Origin of the sequence: Streptomyces sp. NPDC093149, from assembly GCF_044754145.1 — a bacterium.
GTDB lineage: Bacteria > Actinomycetota > Actinomycetes > Streptomycetales > Streptomycetaceae > Streptomyces.
In genome coordinates, this window is the sequence record NZ_JBIVON010000013.1 from 87,453 (window position 1) to 103,545 (window position 16,093).

Sequence of the window (16,093 nt, forward strand, 5' to 3'; positions counted from 1 at the left end):
CGGGCTCCGACACGAGTCGTGCGACTCTCGGCTGTCGGTCACCAGCCGCCGTGGCCGCCGTCCCCGTGCCCGCCGCCGTGATGGCCGCTGCCGGCTCCTCCCCCGGACCAACCACCCGGGTCCAGGTCATGGGCGAGGCCGTGGCCGCCGGTGGTGAAGTCGGCGTAGAGGTCGCTCAGCTCGCCGAGGAGTCGGCGGGTGAGAGCATCGGCGCCGGTGGTCAGCGCTGCTGCGAGTTCCTCGTCGGCGACCGCGGCCGTTCCGGCGGTGGTGGGCGTGAGGTGCTCGGGTGCGGCGAGGGCTGCCAAACGACGGCGATCGGTGATGCCCTGCAGGCCTGGGTAGACGGCAGGGGCGAGGCCCGCAGCCTGGACGAGCACGGCGAGGGATACGTCGCGGGTGGCCTTCGGCATGGTGGAGCCGTGGCGGACCACGCTGTCGAGACGGGCCAGCAGCGCCCGGCGGCGCGGCAGGTCGACGGAGAGAATGTCGTGGCGGGTACGGCCGCCGGGTTCGCGCCACCGGCGGACCCGGACCGCCTTCTGGTCCTCGAGCCGGGAGAGGTACTCGATGGTGAGGGAGCGCGGTGTCTGGCGCAGCCAGTCCTTCAGGGTCGGTGGTGGAGCAGCCGCACCCAGACTGTGCAGAACATTGTTGAGACGACGGTCCTCAACGCGCCGGGAGTCCGTCACCTCGATCCGCCGGGGACCGACCATGATCCGTCCGGCCAGGCCCAGATCCGCCAACTCCGATGCCCGGAGGGCGAACCGGAGCCGGTCATCGGCCCGTATCCGTATACGTCGCCTGCCCGGGACTGTCGCGAGCAGGAGCAGTTCGTCCCCCATGGTCATACCTGCAGGTTAGGCGCGGCCGACGGCGGAGGGGAGCCCTCCGCCGACCCTCGCGCCGGCTCCGCGACTGGCCGCACCAGGCGCTGTCGAAGCGGATCTTGCGAACGACACCTGGCTGGTTTCGTGTCCGCCCTGTTCCCCCCAAGCGGAGTGGGGCGTTGACTGGTGCGGGAACAAGGGTTCTGACCGGGAAGAAGGGACATGTGATGCCCTCTGCGCAGCCGAAGGATTCGCCACCGCGTGTGGTCGGCGACCCCCCGGGTGAGGCCCACTCCACCGCCGGGAGCATGACCCCGTTCGACGACACCTACGACCAGCCGGACCCTCGCGCGTACTTCCGTGCCCTGGGGCCCTGGGAGTACCAGACCCCTCACCATGCGCAGGGCGTGTTCCGGCACATGCTCGACACATGCGGGTCCTCGAAGGACGCGGCAGGCCCGGCCACGGTGCTGGACATCTGCTGCTCGTACGGCTTCAACGCCGCCCTGCTCAACCATCACCTCACCTGGAACGACCTGTACGCCCACTACACGTCCCCGCATGCCACCACGATGACCACCGCCGAGTTGATCGAGTGGGACAAGGAGTTCTACGCGGCTCATCGGCGCTCGGACGCGGTTCGCGTCGTCGGGCTCGACGCCGCACCCCGTGCCGTCTCCTACGCTCGTGCCGTGGGCCTGCTGGACGACGGGTTTGCCGAGAACCTGGAGGTCGCACCGGCCGGCCCTGCCCTGCGTCAGGCCGTACGGCGCACCTGTCTGATCACCATCACGGGCGGAGCCAGCTTTCTGTCGCAACGCACCTTCCGGCCTCTCCTGGAGAACGTCCAGGGGCCCGTGCGGGTCGCTGCGTTCGTACTGCGTACCGGCTCCTACCAGCCCATCGCCGACTGTCTGAAGGCGTACGGCCTCATCACGGAGAAGGCTTCCGGGCGCACCTTCCCGCAGCGCCGCTTCACCAGCCCGCAGGAGAAGCAGTACGCGGTCACCGCGGTCATCGCGGCCGGTGAGGATCCGCGCGGCAAGGAGAGCGACGGTTACTTCCACACCACGCTGTACGTGTCACGCCCCGCGACGGACGAGGCGCAATCCCCGTCGGGCGCCCCGCTCGCCCAGGGTCCGAACGAAAGTCGCTAGACCGTGGCCCGTGCGACGGACCGGTCGGCGGCGGACCAAAGACGCCCGACGCTCTCGCCGCCGACCTGTCCGATCCTCCTCACGGGTCGTTTCGCTCCGGCGCCAGGCGCCGGGTGAGGTCGGCTGTGGTGACGATGGCGTGGGCGAAGGTGGGGCCGTTGAGCTCGTGGGCTGCGTGCATCATCTCGGTGCTGAAGGCAGCCGTGGCGTCGCGTACGAGGGTGACGTGGTAGCCGAGCTCCATCGCGTATCGGGCCGTGGATTCGATGCAGGTGTTGGCGAGCAGGCCGATGAGTACGACATGGGTGATGCCGTGCTGTCTGAGCTGGACGTCCAGGTCGGTGTTGGCGAAGCCGCTCTGGGCCCAGTGTTCGTGGACGACGATGTCGTCCTCGGTGGGCTGGAGATCGGGGTGGAACTCGCCGCCCCGGGTGCCCAGGGCAAAGGTGTGACGCTGCTGGATGGCGCGCTGGGTGGGATTGGGGGGGGCCCAGGTGACGTAGTCGTCTTCGCGCCAGCGGCGATGGGGTACGAAGAACACCCTGATGCCCGCGGCGCGCGCGGTGGCGGTGACGGTTCGCAGGTTGTCCAGCAGGCCGACCTCGATGGCTACCTTTCTCACGGCAGGCCAGACCTTGCCGCCTTCCGACAGGAAGTCGTTGTAGGGGTCGACCAGCAGGATCGCCGTTCGACCGGAGTCGTAGTGGTGGTTCATGCCGGCGCTCTCCTGACCTTGCGGTGGCTCGGTGGGGTGTCGTGCGACATCGACGGGTTCGCCGCCCGTTAACGACACCCCGAGCACTGCGGTCACGCCCGCCCGGGACGACACCCGCACCGGATCCGCCTCGGCAGCGCCGCGTCATCCGGCGGTGAGCGTGCGCCAGTCGCGCGAACCCATGTCAGCGGGTGTGCCGTCGAGGATCCTGGCGGTGCGCGTCGAGGGTTCGAGGGTGACGGTCGCAAGGCTTGCCCAGCGTTGGCCGAGCGGTTTGTCCACGTCGGGCAGGCAGGTCACCGGTGGCTCACCGTCGCGCGTCACGAGGCAGCCCGCGAGGTCGTCGGGCGTGGCCGGCGGCTCCGTGCGCGCGAGGCGCGCGCGGACGAAGTCGTACCGTTCTCCCGAATCGGGCTGGTAGAGCCATGTCTTCTCGTCCGCGGCGGGGCCCGGCGTCAGGAAGTGGTTGGTACGCACCAACATGCCCTGTTCGGGCTGCATGGAGAACACACCGACCGGACTCAGGTCGAGAAGGACGGCGTCCGTCTCGTCGAAGAGCGCGAACGAACCGGACGATGTCAGCGGCGCGCTGCGGACGATCTCCACGGCCTCGGCGACGCTTCCTGCCTCTTCGAGGACGATCGCCGCGAGCACGTGCACGGGGATGCCGCCGATGCTGTCGCGGACGTGTCCGAGGATGTTGAAGTGCAGGGCCAGGCCGGCGCTGTTGACGCCGATCTTGCCGAGGATGCCGTTCTCGGTGAGGCCGACGAAGTCGTGGCGGCCGCCCCGTACCTCCAGCGTGTGCCATAGGGCGCTGAGTTCGATGTGCCAGTCCCAGGTCTGGACACCGAAGGTGCGTGGCACCGAACGGCCGTCGCAGGCGGCGCGGCGCACGATCGTGGTGCATTCGCCGGGCGGCACGGTGGCGCTGCGCGCCAGGATCTCGGTGCGCGCGTTGAGGGCCCCGATGCGCCACGGCTCGGCGCCGGACCCGTGGGCGATGCCTTCGATCTCGGCACGCGCTCCTGGACGGAACCGCCCGATCGCGTCGAGACCGCGCTCCGCGTCCTCGCGTACCCGGGCGGGGGTGATGGAGCCGAGGGCGAAGAGCCGGTCGTACGCGTCGATCGCGGCGGGAATGCCGTCGCGCAGTCGCTCACCGCGGGCGACGCCGCGGTCGTACGGGTCGGCGGCGGCGGCCTTGACATGGTGGCGGTGGTGGGGGCGGGGAATTGACGTCGTGGTCACGAGCGTCCTTTCGCGGTGTTCGTATGGAGCTGTACCGCACCGCCGACGACCGTCGCGAGGACGGCATTGCCGGGCTGTGCTTCAGGGGCGAGGTCGAGTGGATTGGCTGCGAACACGGTGAGGTCGGCGAGGCAACCGGGCGCGATCCGTCCGAGTTCGTCGGAGGCTCCGGCGGCGTACGCCGCCGCGGCGGTCATGCCGGTGTATGCCTCGCGTGCGGAGATCGCCTGGCCGGGCTGAACGGGTGCCGCGTCGGGCTCCTCGACCGGGCGGCGCAACTGGCAGTCGGCCAGGCCGATGCGCGGATCGCCGGGGCCGATGGGCCAGTCGGAGCCGAGGGCCACGACGGCGCCGTGGTCCAGGAGGTCGCGGGTGCGCCAGCCGTGGGCGACGCGGTCGGGCCCGATGCGTCGCGACCAGTTGTCGGTGCCGTCGGCGCGCGTGTGCCGGGTCGCGTGCACGGGTTGGAGGCTTGCGACGACGTCGAGTTCCGCGAACCTGCGCAGCAGGTCGTCGGGGATGGACTCGATGTGCTCGATGCGGTGCGGGGCACGGGTACCCGGACCGACTTCCTCGATGACGTCGAGGGCGAACCGGACGGCCCGGTCGCCGATCGCGTGGGTCGCGGTCGGGATGCCGCGCTCGGTGAAGAACCGCATCGCGGCGCGGTATGCGTCGGTGTCGCGCCACAAGGACTCTCGGTTCTCGCCGTGGATGTCCGGGTGGTCGAACCACGCTGTGCCGTTGTCCGCGGTCCCGTCGAGCATGAACTTCGCGCCTTCGACGTGCCATCGTCGCCCCCTCCGGCCCTGGAGGTCGGCGATGTGCTGCCAGACGTCCGGCGGCGAATCGGCCGGTACCAGCGGAGAGCAGCGGATGCGCAGCGGCAGGTCCCCGTGTTCCTCGATGTGCCGGTACACCGCTTCGGAGGGGTCGGAGAAGTCGAGCGCGTGCAGGCCGGTGAGGCCGCTGCGCGCGAGACGTTCCAACTGGTGGCGCACGTACTCGGCGGCGGTGTCCACCGGCACTTCGGGATGGTGGTCGAATACCAGGTCCATGGCCTGCAGTTCGACCACGAGTCCGGTCGGGCGGCCGTCCGGGCCGACCTCGATCGACGAGGCGTCGGTGAACGTCTCGCGGCCGGTGAGACCGGCGAGTTCCACGGCGCGGGGGCTCACGACGAGAGCGTGCGCATCGCTCGTCATCAAGGAGATCGGCCGCCCGGGGAAGTGCTCCGCGAGCACGATGCCGGTCGGGTCGCCGTCGAACACGTTCACATCGAGGTCGTATCCGGTGATCCACTCGTCCGTCGCCCGCGTGTCCGCGGCTGCGGCCAGCCGGGCGAACACCTGACCGAGAGTGGTGGCTCCGGACAGGTCCACGCCGCTGCCGGTCGAGATCGACCCCCATACGGGGTGGGCGTGGACGTCGGTGAGGCCGGGCAGGATCACGGCGCCCGGGAAGTCGTGGACGGCCGTGCCGGGTCCACGCAGTGGTTCGAGGTCCGACGCGGTGCCGACGGCGATGATCCGGCCGTCGGCGATCGCGACCGCGTCGGCGCAGGGACCGATGGTGTCCGCGGCCAGATGTTCGACATGGTGGGCGAGTGCGATGACGTCGGCGTGCACTGTGGTTCCTTCTGGTTCTGCTGCGTTCGGTGTGCGGGTTCGGCGGGCACGGGGCGGCTCCTCGGCGGGCGCCTCGCAGCGCGACGCTGGCCCGTGGAATCGGTCGAAGGGTGCGCGTCAGATGCGCGGGATGCTTCGAAGGGCGCGGGTCGTCGCCCAGTAGACCGCCGCGGCGGCGGTCATGCCGGACGGGATCGCCAGGTCGATGTCGCCCAGCGCGTCGGCGATCGGGCCGGTCCAGAAGCTGGTGTTCACCCACATCGCGGACGTGAGGCCACCGACGACGAGCGCGAGGACTCCGGCCCAGTGGACGCCGCGGTGGTACCAGAACGGGCCGCCCCGCTGCTGGCCGAGCAGATCGGTTCCGTTGTAGCGGTTGTGCCGAAGGGCCAGGTCGGTCACCGCCACCGCCATGGCCGGGCCGGTCACGACAACCACGAGTTGGAGCATGGTGTTGACGCTGGTCAGGAAGTCGAAGACCAGGATCGCGTACAGCGTCATGGCTGTGCCGAGGACACCGATGATCAGGACCGCCGGGATGCGCGCGAGGCGGACGCCCACCGACTGGATGGACAGACTGGCGCTGTAGGCCGTCATGCCGTTGTTCGTCATGGTGTTGACGACGACCGCGATGACGAAGACGGGGATGAACCAGCCCGGCAGGACACTCTCCAGTGCGGCCTCCGGGTCGCTCATGTCGAGACCGGTCGCCGCGAGCGCGCCGACGACGGTGAAGACGGTGCTCGGCAGGTACGCGCCGAACGCTGTCCATCCGGCGACGGCGACCGGGCTGCTGTCGCGAGGCAAGTACCGGGCGAGATCTGGACTGTTGCTGTACGAGAGCGGCGTGGAGGCGATGATCGCGAGACCCGTACCGAGTGCCGCGGCGAGTGCGGTCCCCTTGAGCGGCTCGGCGGGAGTGTAGGACCAGTCGGCCGCGGCGAGCACGTACCCCGTCACAACGACGAACACCATCGTCAGGAGGACGCTGAGTGCGGTGTAGAGACGAACGATCGTCGCGTATCCGAAGATCGCGATGAGCAGCGTTCCCCCGGCGATCACGCAGATGACGACCGCGTCGGTGACCGAGTCGTCCGGCAGACCGAACCGGCCCGCCAGACCGATTCCGGCGACCGAGGCGGCCGACCAGTTCAGGGCGAGGTAGGCGGCGGCTATCAACCAACCGGTCAGGACCAGCACGACTTTGTTGCCCACGACCCCGTACATCGCGCGAGAGATGACCGACCCGCTCGTGCCCGCGACCGGACCGCTCGCCGCGATGATGCCCGTACAGATCCAGAGCAGATTCCCGACGAGGATCACGCCGAGCGCCTGCGGGAGCGTGAGCCCCATGAGGATCAGCGTGGCGCCGACGACGAAGCTCAGGTAGCTCACGTTCGGCGCCGCCCAGACCGCGAACAGCCGGCGCGGCCGCCCGCCGCGCTCTTCCTCCGGGACCAGACCGATGCCCCGGGTTTCCAGCTGCCCCGCTCGCTCGGCGCCGCGCCCGTCGGAAGGGCTCGCGGAGGTGGTGTCGTTCGTCGTCGTCATCGAGGCCTCTCGGGTCCACCGGCCGCACGACACTATTGGGCGCGTGACCAACAAGCTATTGGTCACACATCCAATAGCTAGTCCTCCACGGCGTCAAGACCTCGTTCCGTACAAAAGCGAAAGCTGCCCGGCGAGCGCCGTGCGGGAGATCGCGCGGACCGCCGCTCGCACATCGCGCCGGAGCGCATCCCGCGGGGGACGCGGCCGGGACATGACCACGGGTTCGACGCCACGGCTTCTCGGTGCGGGTGGCCTGGGCCTGGGCCGCGCCCATCCGGCCGCGCCGCGCAGTGGCCATCGTCAACACCTGCCGCCCGTAGTGATCCCGAAGGCCGGCCGGATGCAGGGCATGTCAGGCCATGACCGTCCGGAACGATCCGCCGAGGTGGGACCCGGCGGATGCCCCATGAGGTCGACGGGCATCGGATCCGGCCGTGCGGAGCCCACGCATGGCCGGATCCGACGGCCGACGCGGTAATCGGGCGGCCCGACGCGTTGCCGGCTGCGAGACTCGCTCCATGCGGATGATTGTCGAAGACATGGCCTACCGCCTGGCCGAGGTGCCCGGTGTGATCGGAGTGCTGCTCGGCGGAAGCCGGGCACGCGGAGAGCACCGACCGGAATCGGACTGGGATCTCGGCGTCTACTACCGGGCCGGGCTCGACCTCGCCGCGTTGCGCGGGCTGGCCGGCCCCGATGTGGAGGTCGCCGGCCCGGGCGGCTGGGGCCCTTGGGTGAACGGGGGTGCGTGGCTGCGGGTCGACGGCGTGGCGGTGGACTGGATTCTGCGGGACCTGGACCGGGTCGAACAGGTGTGGACGGACTGCCGCGAGGGCCGGTTCGAGGTAGGCGTACAACCCGGGCACCCCCTCGGATTCTGGTCGCCCTGCTATGCGGGCGAGGTGGCGCTGGGTCAGGTACTGGCCGACCCGACGGGCGAGCTCAAAAGCCTTCAACGACGCACCAGTTCCTACCCTGAGCTGCTACGAGAGGCGTTGAGGGCGGGAGCCTGGGAGGCGGACTTTCTCGTCGATGTCGCGACGAAGGGGGCGGCGCGGGCGGACACGCTCCATGTTTCGCTCTGCCTCTCGCGGGCCTTCGGCGTCCTGGTCCAGGCGTTGTTCGCCGAGGATCGGCGGTGGTGCCTCAACGAGAAGGGCGCGCTGGCCGTCGCCGAGACGCTGCCGGGCGCACCGACCGACTTCGGTCTGCGGGTCCGCCGCCTGCTGGGCGCTCCAGGGGACACCGCCGAGTCCCTCACCGCAACGGTGGCGGAGGCACGGGTGCTCGTCGAGGAGACCCGTGCCGCGCTGGGCTCCGTCCGGCCTGTCGAGTCCGGTTCCTGAGCCGAGGAGCCGGTGACCTCGGCGTCCATGATGCCGGCTGCTGACCGCGGCGCACGGTTCGAGTCATGAGCGACCGTGATGCGCCGCCCCGGCCGTCACCGATGCCCGGTGACGCAGAAAGGTCGGCTCGCCGGCAGACTTTGAATCTCCGTCGAACCGAACCGCGAAGGCGCTCAAGCCTGGACGGGCGCTCGGGCGGGAAACCCTCGCGCTGCCGCCACGCGAGTCCCTCCGCCCCTGGCGACCTCGCGGTTCGCCGACGCCGGTCCGTGGTCCGGGATACCGACGCTGTGCGTGGGGGCTTTCTGAGCGGCAGTGCCTGATTCCGGGTACTGATCGCCGGACGTCACTCCGGCGTGCCAGGGTGCGATTTCACGCTCCGGCTCGGGAGGGCCCGCGGGGTGACCGGTCATGAGGTGACCGGATTCCGGGGCGGCCGGGACGTGGACGGCGTCTGCCGCGCCGGTGCCACGTCGTGCCGCCCGGGTCGCCGGGCCCTGCCGAGGGGGCCTGTCCGGTTCCGAGAGCCGGAGGCCGTTGGCCGGTCCGGCTGCTGCGGTCTGACGGGCGATGCCTCGCCGTCCGACTTCCGGTTCGGCTGGGCAGGTGTTGTGCGCCATCGGGCGCTGGTCGGCCGTGAAGCCGAACGGGGTGCCCGGGCGGGAACCCCGGCCCGATTCCGGCGGGCCGGGGTTCCGTGTCAGGCGAGTGACTCGGTTACCACTTGCCCCCGTGGCGGTGGTCGATCACCCGGAAGCTGCCCACGACACCGTCGCGGACCCACACGCCGCCCCGGACGTGGCCCGGGAAGACGCCGTCGCTGGAGCTGTGAGGTCCGACGGTGGCGATGGGGGCACCGTTGTCGCAGGTGGCCCCGCGGAAGACCTCGACGGTCCGGCGGCTGTCGTTGCGGATGTTGAGGCTCTTGGAGCCGAGGCCGCTGACCACGGTGATGCAGCCACCGCGCTCGTCGGAGTAGGTGCGCTCGTTGATGTGGATCCGGCCCTCGAAGCGCTCCTCCTCGTGGCCACGACGCTCGAAGCCACGGCCTCCCTCGCCCCTGCCCTCCTCGCCCCTGCCTTCGTTGCCCTTGCCCTCGTTGCCCTTGCCGGAGTCGCCACCGGTGAGGGCCGAAACGGGGGCGGCGGCCTGCTGGACGACGGGGGCGGCCTGGGCCGGCTCGGAGGTGGCGGCCGACGCGTAGGTGATGCCGGTGGCGGCCAGGGCCGCCGCTGCCGCTACCGCGGCGGTAACAACGGTGGAACGGGTAACCATGTCACTTCTCCTGTCTCAGAGAGGCCGACTGATCAGTCGACCCGTGATTGAACGTACTGACGGTCCACATACCTGTCATATCGGATGCATTGGTGAAAGGGGGTGGGTCTCCTATTGGGGGACAACTCGTACGCCAAATGCTATTGCCGGATAATATTATTAATTTCCAACTTGGCTCAAAAATCGGTGAGTTGATTATTCGTTGGTCTGTCTGGGCGACTTCCTGATTCCCGGTCACTCTGACGCCAGCGTGTCCGTCTTTGACACCCGCCGAAACCGCGTCACGCCAACACTCCGAACGCCCGCCACTCGCCCCCCCCCGACCTGCAACAACCGCCTGGACAACCATTGCGAAAACTCCGGGCACGCAGCGCAGGGACACCACGGACGATCCACAGGAGAGCAAGGCGCGATCACGGATCCACACCGGATCCGCGCAGGATTGTCGGTCACCTTCCAGGACAGCGATTGCGCCGAGAACCGGCTGTGCGGACGCGGTGGCTTCCCCACGTCCGACGCACTTCACTTGCCGTCCGACGCCGTCGAACCGGTCACACACAGCGCAGGGCCCATCCGGAAGGCCATGCACGACGGCGCGTCAGGGGCCTTTCCGTTCGTATCAGGTCGGATCAGCGAACGGGGCCCGGTGCCGTGGATCGCAACGCGGCGGAGGGAGTCATTCAGACCCCACCCCAGAATCTCGCCAAGTCATCGGGTGTGCGGTCACCGAGAACGACCGAGTAGGCGAACAGCACGATGAAGGCGAAGAAGATGGCGTCGACCCACATCCGTGCGCGCTCCCCGGCAGCCCATGGCCAGATGATCGAGGTGGCGCAGACGGACACTGCGGCCACGCAGAACATGAGCACGCCCGGGATGATGCGGTGCTTCTTCTTCACGGGCAACGAGTGCCCGCGCTGCACGCCCGGTCTATGCCGTTCCCCGTCCACCGCACCACTCGCACCACTCGCACCACTCGCACCACTCGCACCACTCGCACCACTCGCACCAGCCACCGTCGCCACCCAGGCTCTCGCGTAAAGGGATGTCCCATGATCCGGCCGGCTTTCCGCTGTCCGGTCACCGCCGCTTCCGCATCCGGGCCGGTGGCCCCGATTCGCCCAAGTCCCAGCGGGCCGTCGTCCCCCCATGCCATTGCAGCACCCGCCCCGGCATGGACGCCCCCTCGTTCCGACTGCGGCGTCGCGTGACGCCCCTCGCCGTCCGCGTCACATACCCGGGCGCACCCTCGACCGCGGGCAGGCCCACCGCTCCGGAACGATGAATCCCCGGTCGCTACAGGTCCACAGGTCCTGCATGGAGGGCCGGCCGGGACACCGTCCGGCCGGCCCGCGTGCGGTCAGGCGGTGTGCAGTGTCAGCCCGTACCGGTTCAATATCTCGTTGATCGGCTGGTGCCAGGTCTCTCCACCGCCGCTGCAGTTGCCCCAGCCGCCCGAAGTGACTCCTTGTGCCTGGTCTCCGCTGATGAACGATCCGCCGGAGTCACCCGGCTCGGCGCAGACGCTCGTCTTCGTCATCTGGTAGACCGCGCCTTGGCTGTAGTTCACGGTCTCGTTCGTGGCCAGTACGTTTCCGCAGTGCCAATGGGACGTGGAACCGGAGCGGCAGACGGAGGCACCTATGGGCGCCTCCGCCGAACCCCGGACCAGCTGGTCGGAGACGGTACCCCAGCCAAGGACCACGGGTACGGTCCACCAGCCGTTGCCGACACTGACCCAGGCGTAGTCGTCACCGGGGAAGGACGATCCCTGGAAGTTGCCGATGGCCGAGCCGTCCCAACCGCTGACCGCGGCGCCCGCCCGGCCACAGTGTCCTGCGGTGACGAAGCCGCCATGGACGGAGAAGCCGATGGAGCACCGGACGTTGCCCGTGTAGTACGGATCCCCGCCCACGGTCCCGGCGGAGAAGGTCCTGGGCGCCTCGGGGGTCTGCTTCACCAGGACCGGGCCGGCCTCGCGGGCCCGTTCGACGAACTTTCGGACATCGTTGTCATCCTGTGCGGACGAGACCACGTTCACGACGACCCGGTTGGCTTTCGGGTCGACGTGCCAGCTGCTGACGCCATCCGGTGCCGACAGTGTGTCGAGCCGTGCCTTGGTCGCGTCGAGCTGCCGCGCGCTGTGACTCACCAGCTTGACGTCTGCGCCCGCCGCGCCCACGGCGTCGGCCCTCCCGGCGTCGGTGACGGCTACGGTGAGCCTCCCCCTGTCCGGGTCGAACCAGGAACCGGCGTACGCCGTTCCGGCGGCCCGTCGCGCCGTGCCCTGTACGGCGGTTGCCGTCTTCTCGGCGGCCAGACGCGCCTTGGCCTGGCTTTCCGTCAGACCGAGGTCCCTGCCCATGGCCGAAATCAACCCGTCGGACGCCGGCGCCTCGGCGCCATCGGAACGGGAAAGAGTGGACGGAGAGTTTGTGGACGGAGAGTTCACAGCGGAGGCGGAGGCGAGACCCGCAGTCGCCCAGGCTCCGACGACCAGGGTGGCGGCAAGACTCGCGCGTAAGGCTGTCATGCGTCTCAACGGAATGACCCTTCTGTTGTTCCGACATCGTGGGGAGGAACAGCAGGCGCCCGAGAGGTCTCAGCTGAGAGCGCTCTCAGACTGTGCCGCAACGGACTGTAGCCCAGCAGCATCATCAGGTCCATGCCAATTCACGCTCCAGGCCGGAACGCTCCGCATGACCGTCAATACGACTGCCGCCTGTTCGGCAGGGGGGTCTCGGTGACGGCCTACGGAATGAGGGAGTCGATTCCGCGCCCGAGCGCACGTCACGGAGCGGCTGAGCCGCGACTGTGGTCACACGGGACGTCCGCCGCACCGGACCCGGGAATCGCTCAACGACCGGACCGCGCCCCTTCGGGCAGTTCATGGACATGGGCGTGGACTCGCCTCAGCAGCGCCGCCAACTGGGCCTGTTCCTTGCCGGTCAGGGGAGCGAGCAGGTCCCGCTGGACAGCCATGGCTTCACCCTGCAGCTCCGCGAGCGCCTTCCGACCGGCCGGGGTGGACGTGACGGTGACACGACGACGGTCGGTGGTGTCACGAGCCCGGTCCACGAGCCCGACGAGTGCGAGATCGTCCACGATCTTCACCATGTCGCTCCGGTCGATCCCCAGCCGTGCCGCCAGTTCCCGCTGCACATGGGGGCCGAAATCGACCAGCGCCGACAGCACCGCCATGTGCCAGAGCTTCAGATCACGCTCGGCCAGCCGTGACGCCAGTCGGCTCCGCGCGGCCTTGCCGGTCTTGGACAACAAATATGTCGTGAGTCCCAGGAGGCTGGGCGGGGTCTCGCTCATTGACAACATCTTAGGCCTCGACCAATGGTAGGTACTCACCCACTGATCCGAGTACGTCATGGACGCCTCGCGTTCGTGCCTGCCGGTCGACGAGTCCGCGCGTTTCCGCTTCCAGGTTTCGGTGCCGCCCGCTCCCGTGGGGCGGCACCGGACAGTTGCGGCCGTACGGAACGATGCGAACCCGGGTGGCAGCTGTCCACACCCTGCCGGAACACCGCAGACGGGACACAGGTGTGCCGCCGCGCTCCGCCCGCCTGCGGTCGGGTCAGCGCATGTCGAAGACGAGACGCCCCGGAACCTTGCCTGCCAGCACGTCGTCGATCGACGTGTTGATGTCCTGGAGCGCTCGGCTCTCGCGGACCACACGTGTACGACCGAGCCGGTGCAGCTGGAAGACCTCGGCAAGATCCTCGCGGGTTCCGACGATCGAACCGATGACCTTCTTACCGTTCAGCACCGTGTCGAAGACGGGCAGTTCCAGCTTGCCTTCGGCGGGCAGCGCCACCAGTACGAGCGTGCCTCCCCTGCGCAGAGCACCGTATGCGGCACCGAACGACTCGTTGCTCACCGCCAGCGAGATGGCCGCGTCCGCCCCGCCCAGCCACTGCGTCTCCTCCGCAACGTCCTGAACCCGGGCATCGATGACGTGATCGGCTCCCAGTTCACGGGCAAGCGCCAGCTTCTCATCGGTGACGTCGACAGCGATCGTCTCGGCGCCGAAGATGCGCGCGTACTGCAGGGCAAGATGCCCCAGGCCGCCGATGCCCGAGATGAGCGCGCGCGTCCCCGGGCGCGCGCCGGACAGCTTCACCGCCTTGTACGTGGTGACGCCCGCACAGGTCAGCGCCGCCGCATCCAACGGATCGATGCCTCCGGGGACCGGCACCACATATGTTCCGTGCGCCAGCGCGTACTCGGCGTGGCTGCCGTCCACGGAGTAGCCGCTGTTCCGCTGCTTCAGACAGAGCGTCTCCCAGCCGGAGACGCAGTGGTCGCAGCGTCCGCACGCCTCTCCGAGCCAAGGGATGGCCACCCTGTCCCCCACCGCGAGATGGGAGACCTGCGCACCGATCGCCTCGACGACACCGATACCCTCGTGTCCCGGTACGAACGGCGGATCGGGCTTGACCGGCCAGTCGCCCCGAGCCGCGTGGATGTCGGTGTGGCACAACCCGGAGGCCTCCATCCGCACCAGCACCTGGTGGCCGGCGGGCGACGGCACGGACCTCTCCTCGACCACCAGCGGCTCTGCGAAACGGCGGACAACGGCGGCTTTCATGGACACTCCTCCGCTACGGTCGGGCAGATCGGGCACGTCCGGCTGATCAGCCACCGCCCGAGGCCGCGGAGGTGACAGAAGCCTCGGAACAGGCTATTCGGGATGGCTGGTTTTCGCCTCTCCGGTCCGCTCTCGCCACTCCCCCGCGCCGCCCCCTCTTCGGGGCCCGGTGCCCAGCACCGTGCGTCCGATGGCCGATGCCCGAGCGCGGGACTCGCAGCCCGCGCGTGCCGCTACCCGCGAGCCCAGTCACGCATGGCGGTCCGTGAGGAGAAGGCGGCAACATCCTTGTCGAGGGGCTGGTCGGTGTACTGGTGAATACGCCAGGGCGCCTTGATCCTCGGATTTCCCGCAGTCGTGTAATCGGCTATCCACAGGCCGTCCCCGGCATACGAAGTCGTGTCGTGATTCAGCCAGAAGTAGCGGTTGCAGTACAGCAGAACCCTGTGCTGAGGGCGCAGTCGCTTGACCTCTCGGATGAAGCTGTCCTTTTCGGCATTGCTCGCCCGTGTGCCCTCCCCGTTCTCCTCCCAGTCGACGGCGAGCAGATCCCCCGCCTGTTCCGGGGCCTTGCTCAGGAAGTACTCCGCCTGAGCCGTGATGTCGCCCGGCCAGAGAAAGTGGTAGAAGCCGACCACGCACTCCGCGTCCCTGGCGCGTTTGACCTGTGAGTTCAGTTGCGGATTGATGTACGAACGGCCCTCGGTGGCTTTGATGAGGACGAAGTCCAGTCCGTTCGTGTCGAAGGACGACTGATACGAGCTGACATCGATGCCGTGCAGCATGGGCACCCCCTCCAAATGAGCACGGTGATTCCGGTTGTCTTCCTGTAGGTGCCCGCAGTCACCCGGTCCCACCCTTCCGGTGAACGAGCGAATCGTTTTGCCAATACCGGAATAGGGACCTGCGGAGGGTGGTTGGTGAAGCGGCGAGAGCTCACCACGTACCGCACGCACCATCGGAAGGTCGGATCCATGAAGATCGGCATCATCGGAGCGGGCAACATCGGCGGCAACCTCACCCGGCGCCTGACCGCGCTCGGCCATGACGTTTCCGTCGCCAACTCGCGCGGCCCGCAGACGCTTGCCGCGCTCGCCGAAGAAACCGGAGCCACCCCGGTCACCGCCGCGGAGGCTGCTCGGGGAGCGCAGGTCGTCGTCGTCACCGTCCCCCTCAAGGCCGTCCCCCTTCTGCCCTCAGGGTTCCTGGCCGAGGCCGCGGAAGGGGCCGTGGTCATCGACACCGGCAACTACTACCCGCAGCAACGTGACGGCCGCATCGGCGCGATCGAGGACGGCCTGCCGGAAAGCCGCTGGACCGAGCAGCAGATCGGCCACCCGGTGATCAAGGCGTTCAACGGGACGTACGCACAGGACATCCTGGACAACGGCCGCCCGAAGGGCAGCCCGGGTCGTCAGGCATTGCCGGTGGCCGGCGACGACGCGGCGGCCAAGCAGGTCGTGCGCGACCTCATCGACGAACTGGGCTTCGACACCGTGGACGCGGGCAGCCTCGACGAGTCCTGGCACCAGCAGCCCGGCACACCCGTCTACGGACACCAGGGCGACGCCGAGGCCGTGACCAAGGCACTCGCCGCGGCTTCCCCGGAGCGCACGGCGGAGTGGCGCGCCTGATCTGACGGGGCGTCGCCGGTCGACTGGGGCGCCCCGTGCCCACCCGGCATCCCTGGCGGACGCGATGCGAGAGCCCGTCCCGTCGCCGGAGCCGAGACGGCTCCGG

General features: G+C 69.2%; 14 protein-coding genes. 3 read left to right on the plus strand and 11 right to left on the minus strand.

What is annotated here, in order from left to right:
• Positions 1 to 38: 38 nt before the first annotated feature.
• On the minus strand, positions 39 to 851 hold the full coding sequence (locus tag ACIQCZ_RS31890) for a GPP34 family phosphoprotein (RefSeq protein WP_402287422.1): 813 nt from the start codon (positions 849 to 851) through the stop codon (positions 39 to 41).
• A gap of 287 nt (positions 852 to 1,138) precedes the next feature.
• Here ACIQCZ_RS31890 and ACIQCZ_RS31895 point away from each other — a divergent pair, with 287 nt between their 5' ends.
• Positions 1,139 to 1,987, plus strand: coding sequence for a hypothetical protein (locus tag ACIQCZ_RS31895; protein WP_402287425.1), 849 nt, complete (start codon positions 1,139 to 1,141; stop codon positions 1,985 to 1,987).
• Positions 1,988 to 2,066: 79 nt separating this feature from the next.
• On the opposite strand, the gene ACIQCZ_RS31900 is transcribed toward ACIQCZ_RS31895, so the two are convergent.
• The 4 genes from ACIQCZ_RS31900 to ACIQCZ_RS31915 all read right to left on the minus strand — a co-directional run bounded on the left by ACIQCZ_RS31900 (position 2,067) and on the right by ACIQCZ_RS31915 (position 7,132).
• A complete protein-coding gene (locus ACIQCZ_RS31900; protein WP_402287428.1) occupies positions 2,067 to 2,702 on the minus strand; it encodes an isochorismatase family cysteine hydrolase in 636 nt (211 codons plus the stop codon).
• A 144-nt stretch (positions 2,703 to 2,846) separates the two neighbouring features.
• A complete protein-coding gene (locus ACIQCZ_RS31905; protein WP_402287431.1) occupies positions 2,847 to 3,953 on the minus strand; it encodes a C45 family autoproteolytic acyltransferase/hydolase in 1,107 nt (368 codons plus the stop codon).
• The gene (locus ACIQCZ_RS31910; RefSeq protein WP_402287434.1) at positions 3,950 to 5,581 is read right to left on the minus strand and encodes an amidohydrolase; all 1,632 of its coding nucleotides are present in this window, start codon (positions 5,579 to 5,581) and stop codon (positions 3,950 to 3,952) included. Before ACIQCZ_RS31910 ends, ACIQCZ_RS31905 begins: the two co-directional genes overlap by 4 nt.
• A 117-nt stretch (positions 5,582 to 5,698) precedes the next feature.
• Positions 5,699 to 7,132 carry a purine-cytosine permease family protein gene (locus tag ACIQCZ_RS31915; protein ID WP_402287437.1) on the minus strand — a complete coding sequence of 478 codons (1,434 nt, stop codon included), beginning with the start codon at positions 7,130 to 7,132 and terminating at the stop codon, positions 5,699 to 5,701.
• 518 nt (positions 7,133 to 7,650) lie between these two features.
• Here ACIQCZ_RS31915 and ACIQCZ_RS31920 point away from each other — a divergent pair.
• Entirely contained in the window at positions 7,651 to 8,478 is an 828-nt protein-coding gene (locus tag ACIQCZ_RS31920) for a nucleotidyltransferase domain-containing protein (RefSeq protein WP_402287440.1), read from the plus strand.
• 717 nt (positions 8,479 to 9,195) lie between these two features.
• Here ACIQCZ_RS31920 and ACIQCZ_RS31925 read toward each other — a convergent pair.
• The 6 genes from ACIQCZ_RS31925 to ACIQCZ_RS31950 all read right to left on the minus strand — a co-directional run bounded on the left by ACIQCZ_RS31925 (position 9,196) and on the right by ACIQCZ_RS31950 (position 15,138).
• Entirely contained in the window at positions 9,196 to 9,753 is a 558-nt protein-coding gene (locus ACIQCZ_RS31925; protein ID WP_402287443.1) for a hypothetical protein, read from the minus strand.
• A gap of 680 nt (positions 9,754 to 10,433) precedes the next feature.
• A complete protein-coding gene (locus ACIQCZ_RS31930; RefSeq protein ID WP_402287444.1) occupies positions 10,434 to 10,676 on the minus strand; it encodes a hypothetical protein in 243 nt (80 codons plus the stop codon).
• A gap of 437 nt (positions 10,677 to 11,113) precedes the next feature.
• Complete coding sequence (locus ACIQCZ_RS31935) at positions 11,114 to 12,286, minus strand: S1 family peptidase (RefSeq protein ID WP_402287446.1); 1,173 nt, start codon at positions 12,284 to 12,286, stop codon at positions 11,114 to 11,116.
• Positions 12,287 to 12,609: 323 nt separating this feature from the next.
• Positions 12,610 to 13,074: a MarR family winged helix-turn-helix transcriptional regulator gene (locus ACIQCZ_RS31940; protein ID WP_402287448.1), complete on the minus strand. Its 465-nt coding sequence runs from the start codon at positions 13,072 to 13,074 to the stop codon at positions 12,610 to 12,612.
• 265 nt (positions 13,075 to 13,339) lie between these two features.
• The gene (gene adhP, locus ACIQCZ_RS31945; RefSeq protein ID WP_402287451.1) at positions 13,340 to 14,353 is read right to left on the minus strand and encodes an alcohol dehydrogenase AdhP; all 1,014 of its coding nucleotides are present in this window, start codon (positions 14,351 to 14,353) and stop codon (positions 13,340 to 13,342) included.
• 233 nt (positions 14,354 to 14,586) lie between these two features.
• Complete coding sequence (locus ACIQCZ_RS31950; RefSeq protein ID WP_402287454.1) at positions 14,587 to 15,138, minus strand: glycoside hydrolase family 25 protein; 552 nt, start codon at positions 15,136 to 15,138, stop codon at positions 14,587 to 14,589.
• Between the two features lie 135 nt (positions 15,139 to 15,273).
• Here ACIQCZ_RS31950 and ACIQCZ_RS31955 point away from each other — a divergent pair, with 135 nt between their 5' ends.
• Positions 15,274 to 15,987 (plus strand): NAD(P)-binding domain-containing protein, encoded by a 714-nt coding sequence (locus ACIQCZ_RS31955; RefSeq protein ID WP_351086095.1) that lies wholly within the window; start codon positions 15,274 to 15,276, stop codon positions 15,985 to 15,987.
• Positions 15,988 to 16,093 lie beyond the last annotated feature (106 nt).

What these genes read in the sequence shown, in the direction of transcription:
- ACIQCZ_RS31940 (WP_402287448.1), bottom strand. Translation starts at nt 13,074, where the DNA reads ATGAGCGAGACCCCGCCCAGCCTCCTGGGACTCACGACATATTTGTTG.
- ACIQCZ_RS31900 (WP_402287428.1), bottom strand. Translation starts at nt 2,702, where the DNA reads ATGAACCACCACTACGACTCCGGTCGAACGGCGATCCTGCTGGTCGAC.
- ACIQCZ_RS31925 (WP_402287443.1), bottom strand. Translation starts at nt 9,753, where the DNA reads ATGGTTACCCGTTCCACCGTTGTTACCGCCGCGGTAGCGGCAGCGGCG.
- ACIQCZ_RS31920 (WP_402287440.1), top strand. Translation starts at nt 7,651, where the DNA reads ATGCGGATGATTGTCGAAGACATGGCCTACCGCCTGGCCGAGGTGCCC.
- ACIQCZ_RS31895 (WP_402287425.1), top strand. Translation starts at nt 1,139, where the DNA reads ATGACCCCGTTCGACGACACCTACGACCAGCCGGACCCTCGCGCGTAC.
- ACIQCZ_RS31915 (WP_402287437.1), bottom strand. Translation starts at nt 7,132, where the DNA reads ATGACGACGACGAACGACACCACCTCCGCGAGCCCTTCCGACGGGCGC.
- ACIQCZ_RS31935 (WP_402287446.1), bottom strand. Translation starts at nt 12,286, where the DNA reads ATGACAGCCTTACGCGCGAGTCTTGCCGCCACCCTGGTCGTCGGAGCC.
- ACIQCZ_RS31950 (WP_402287454.1), bottom strand. Translation starts at nt 15,138, where the DNA reads ATGCTGCACGGCATCGATGTCAGCTCGTATCAGTCGTCCTTCGACACG.
- adhP (WP_402287451.1), bottom strand. Translation starts at nt 14,353, where the DNA reads ATGAAAGCCGCCGTTGTCCGCCGTTTCGCAGAGCCGCTGGTGGTCGAG.
- ACIQCZ_RS31890 (WP_402287422.1), bottom strand. Translation starts at nt 851, where the DNA reads ATGACCATGGGGGACGAACTGCTCCTGCTCGCGACAGTCCCGGGCAGG.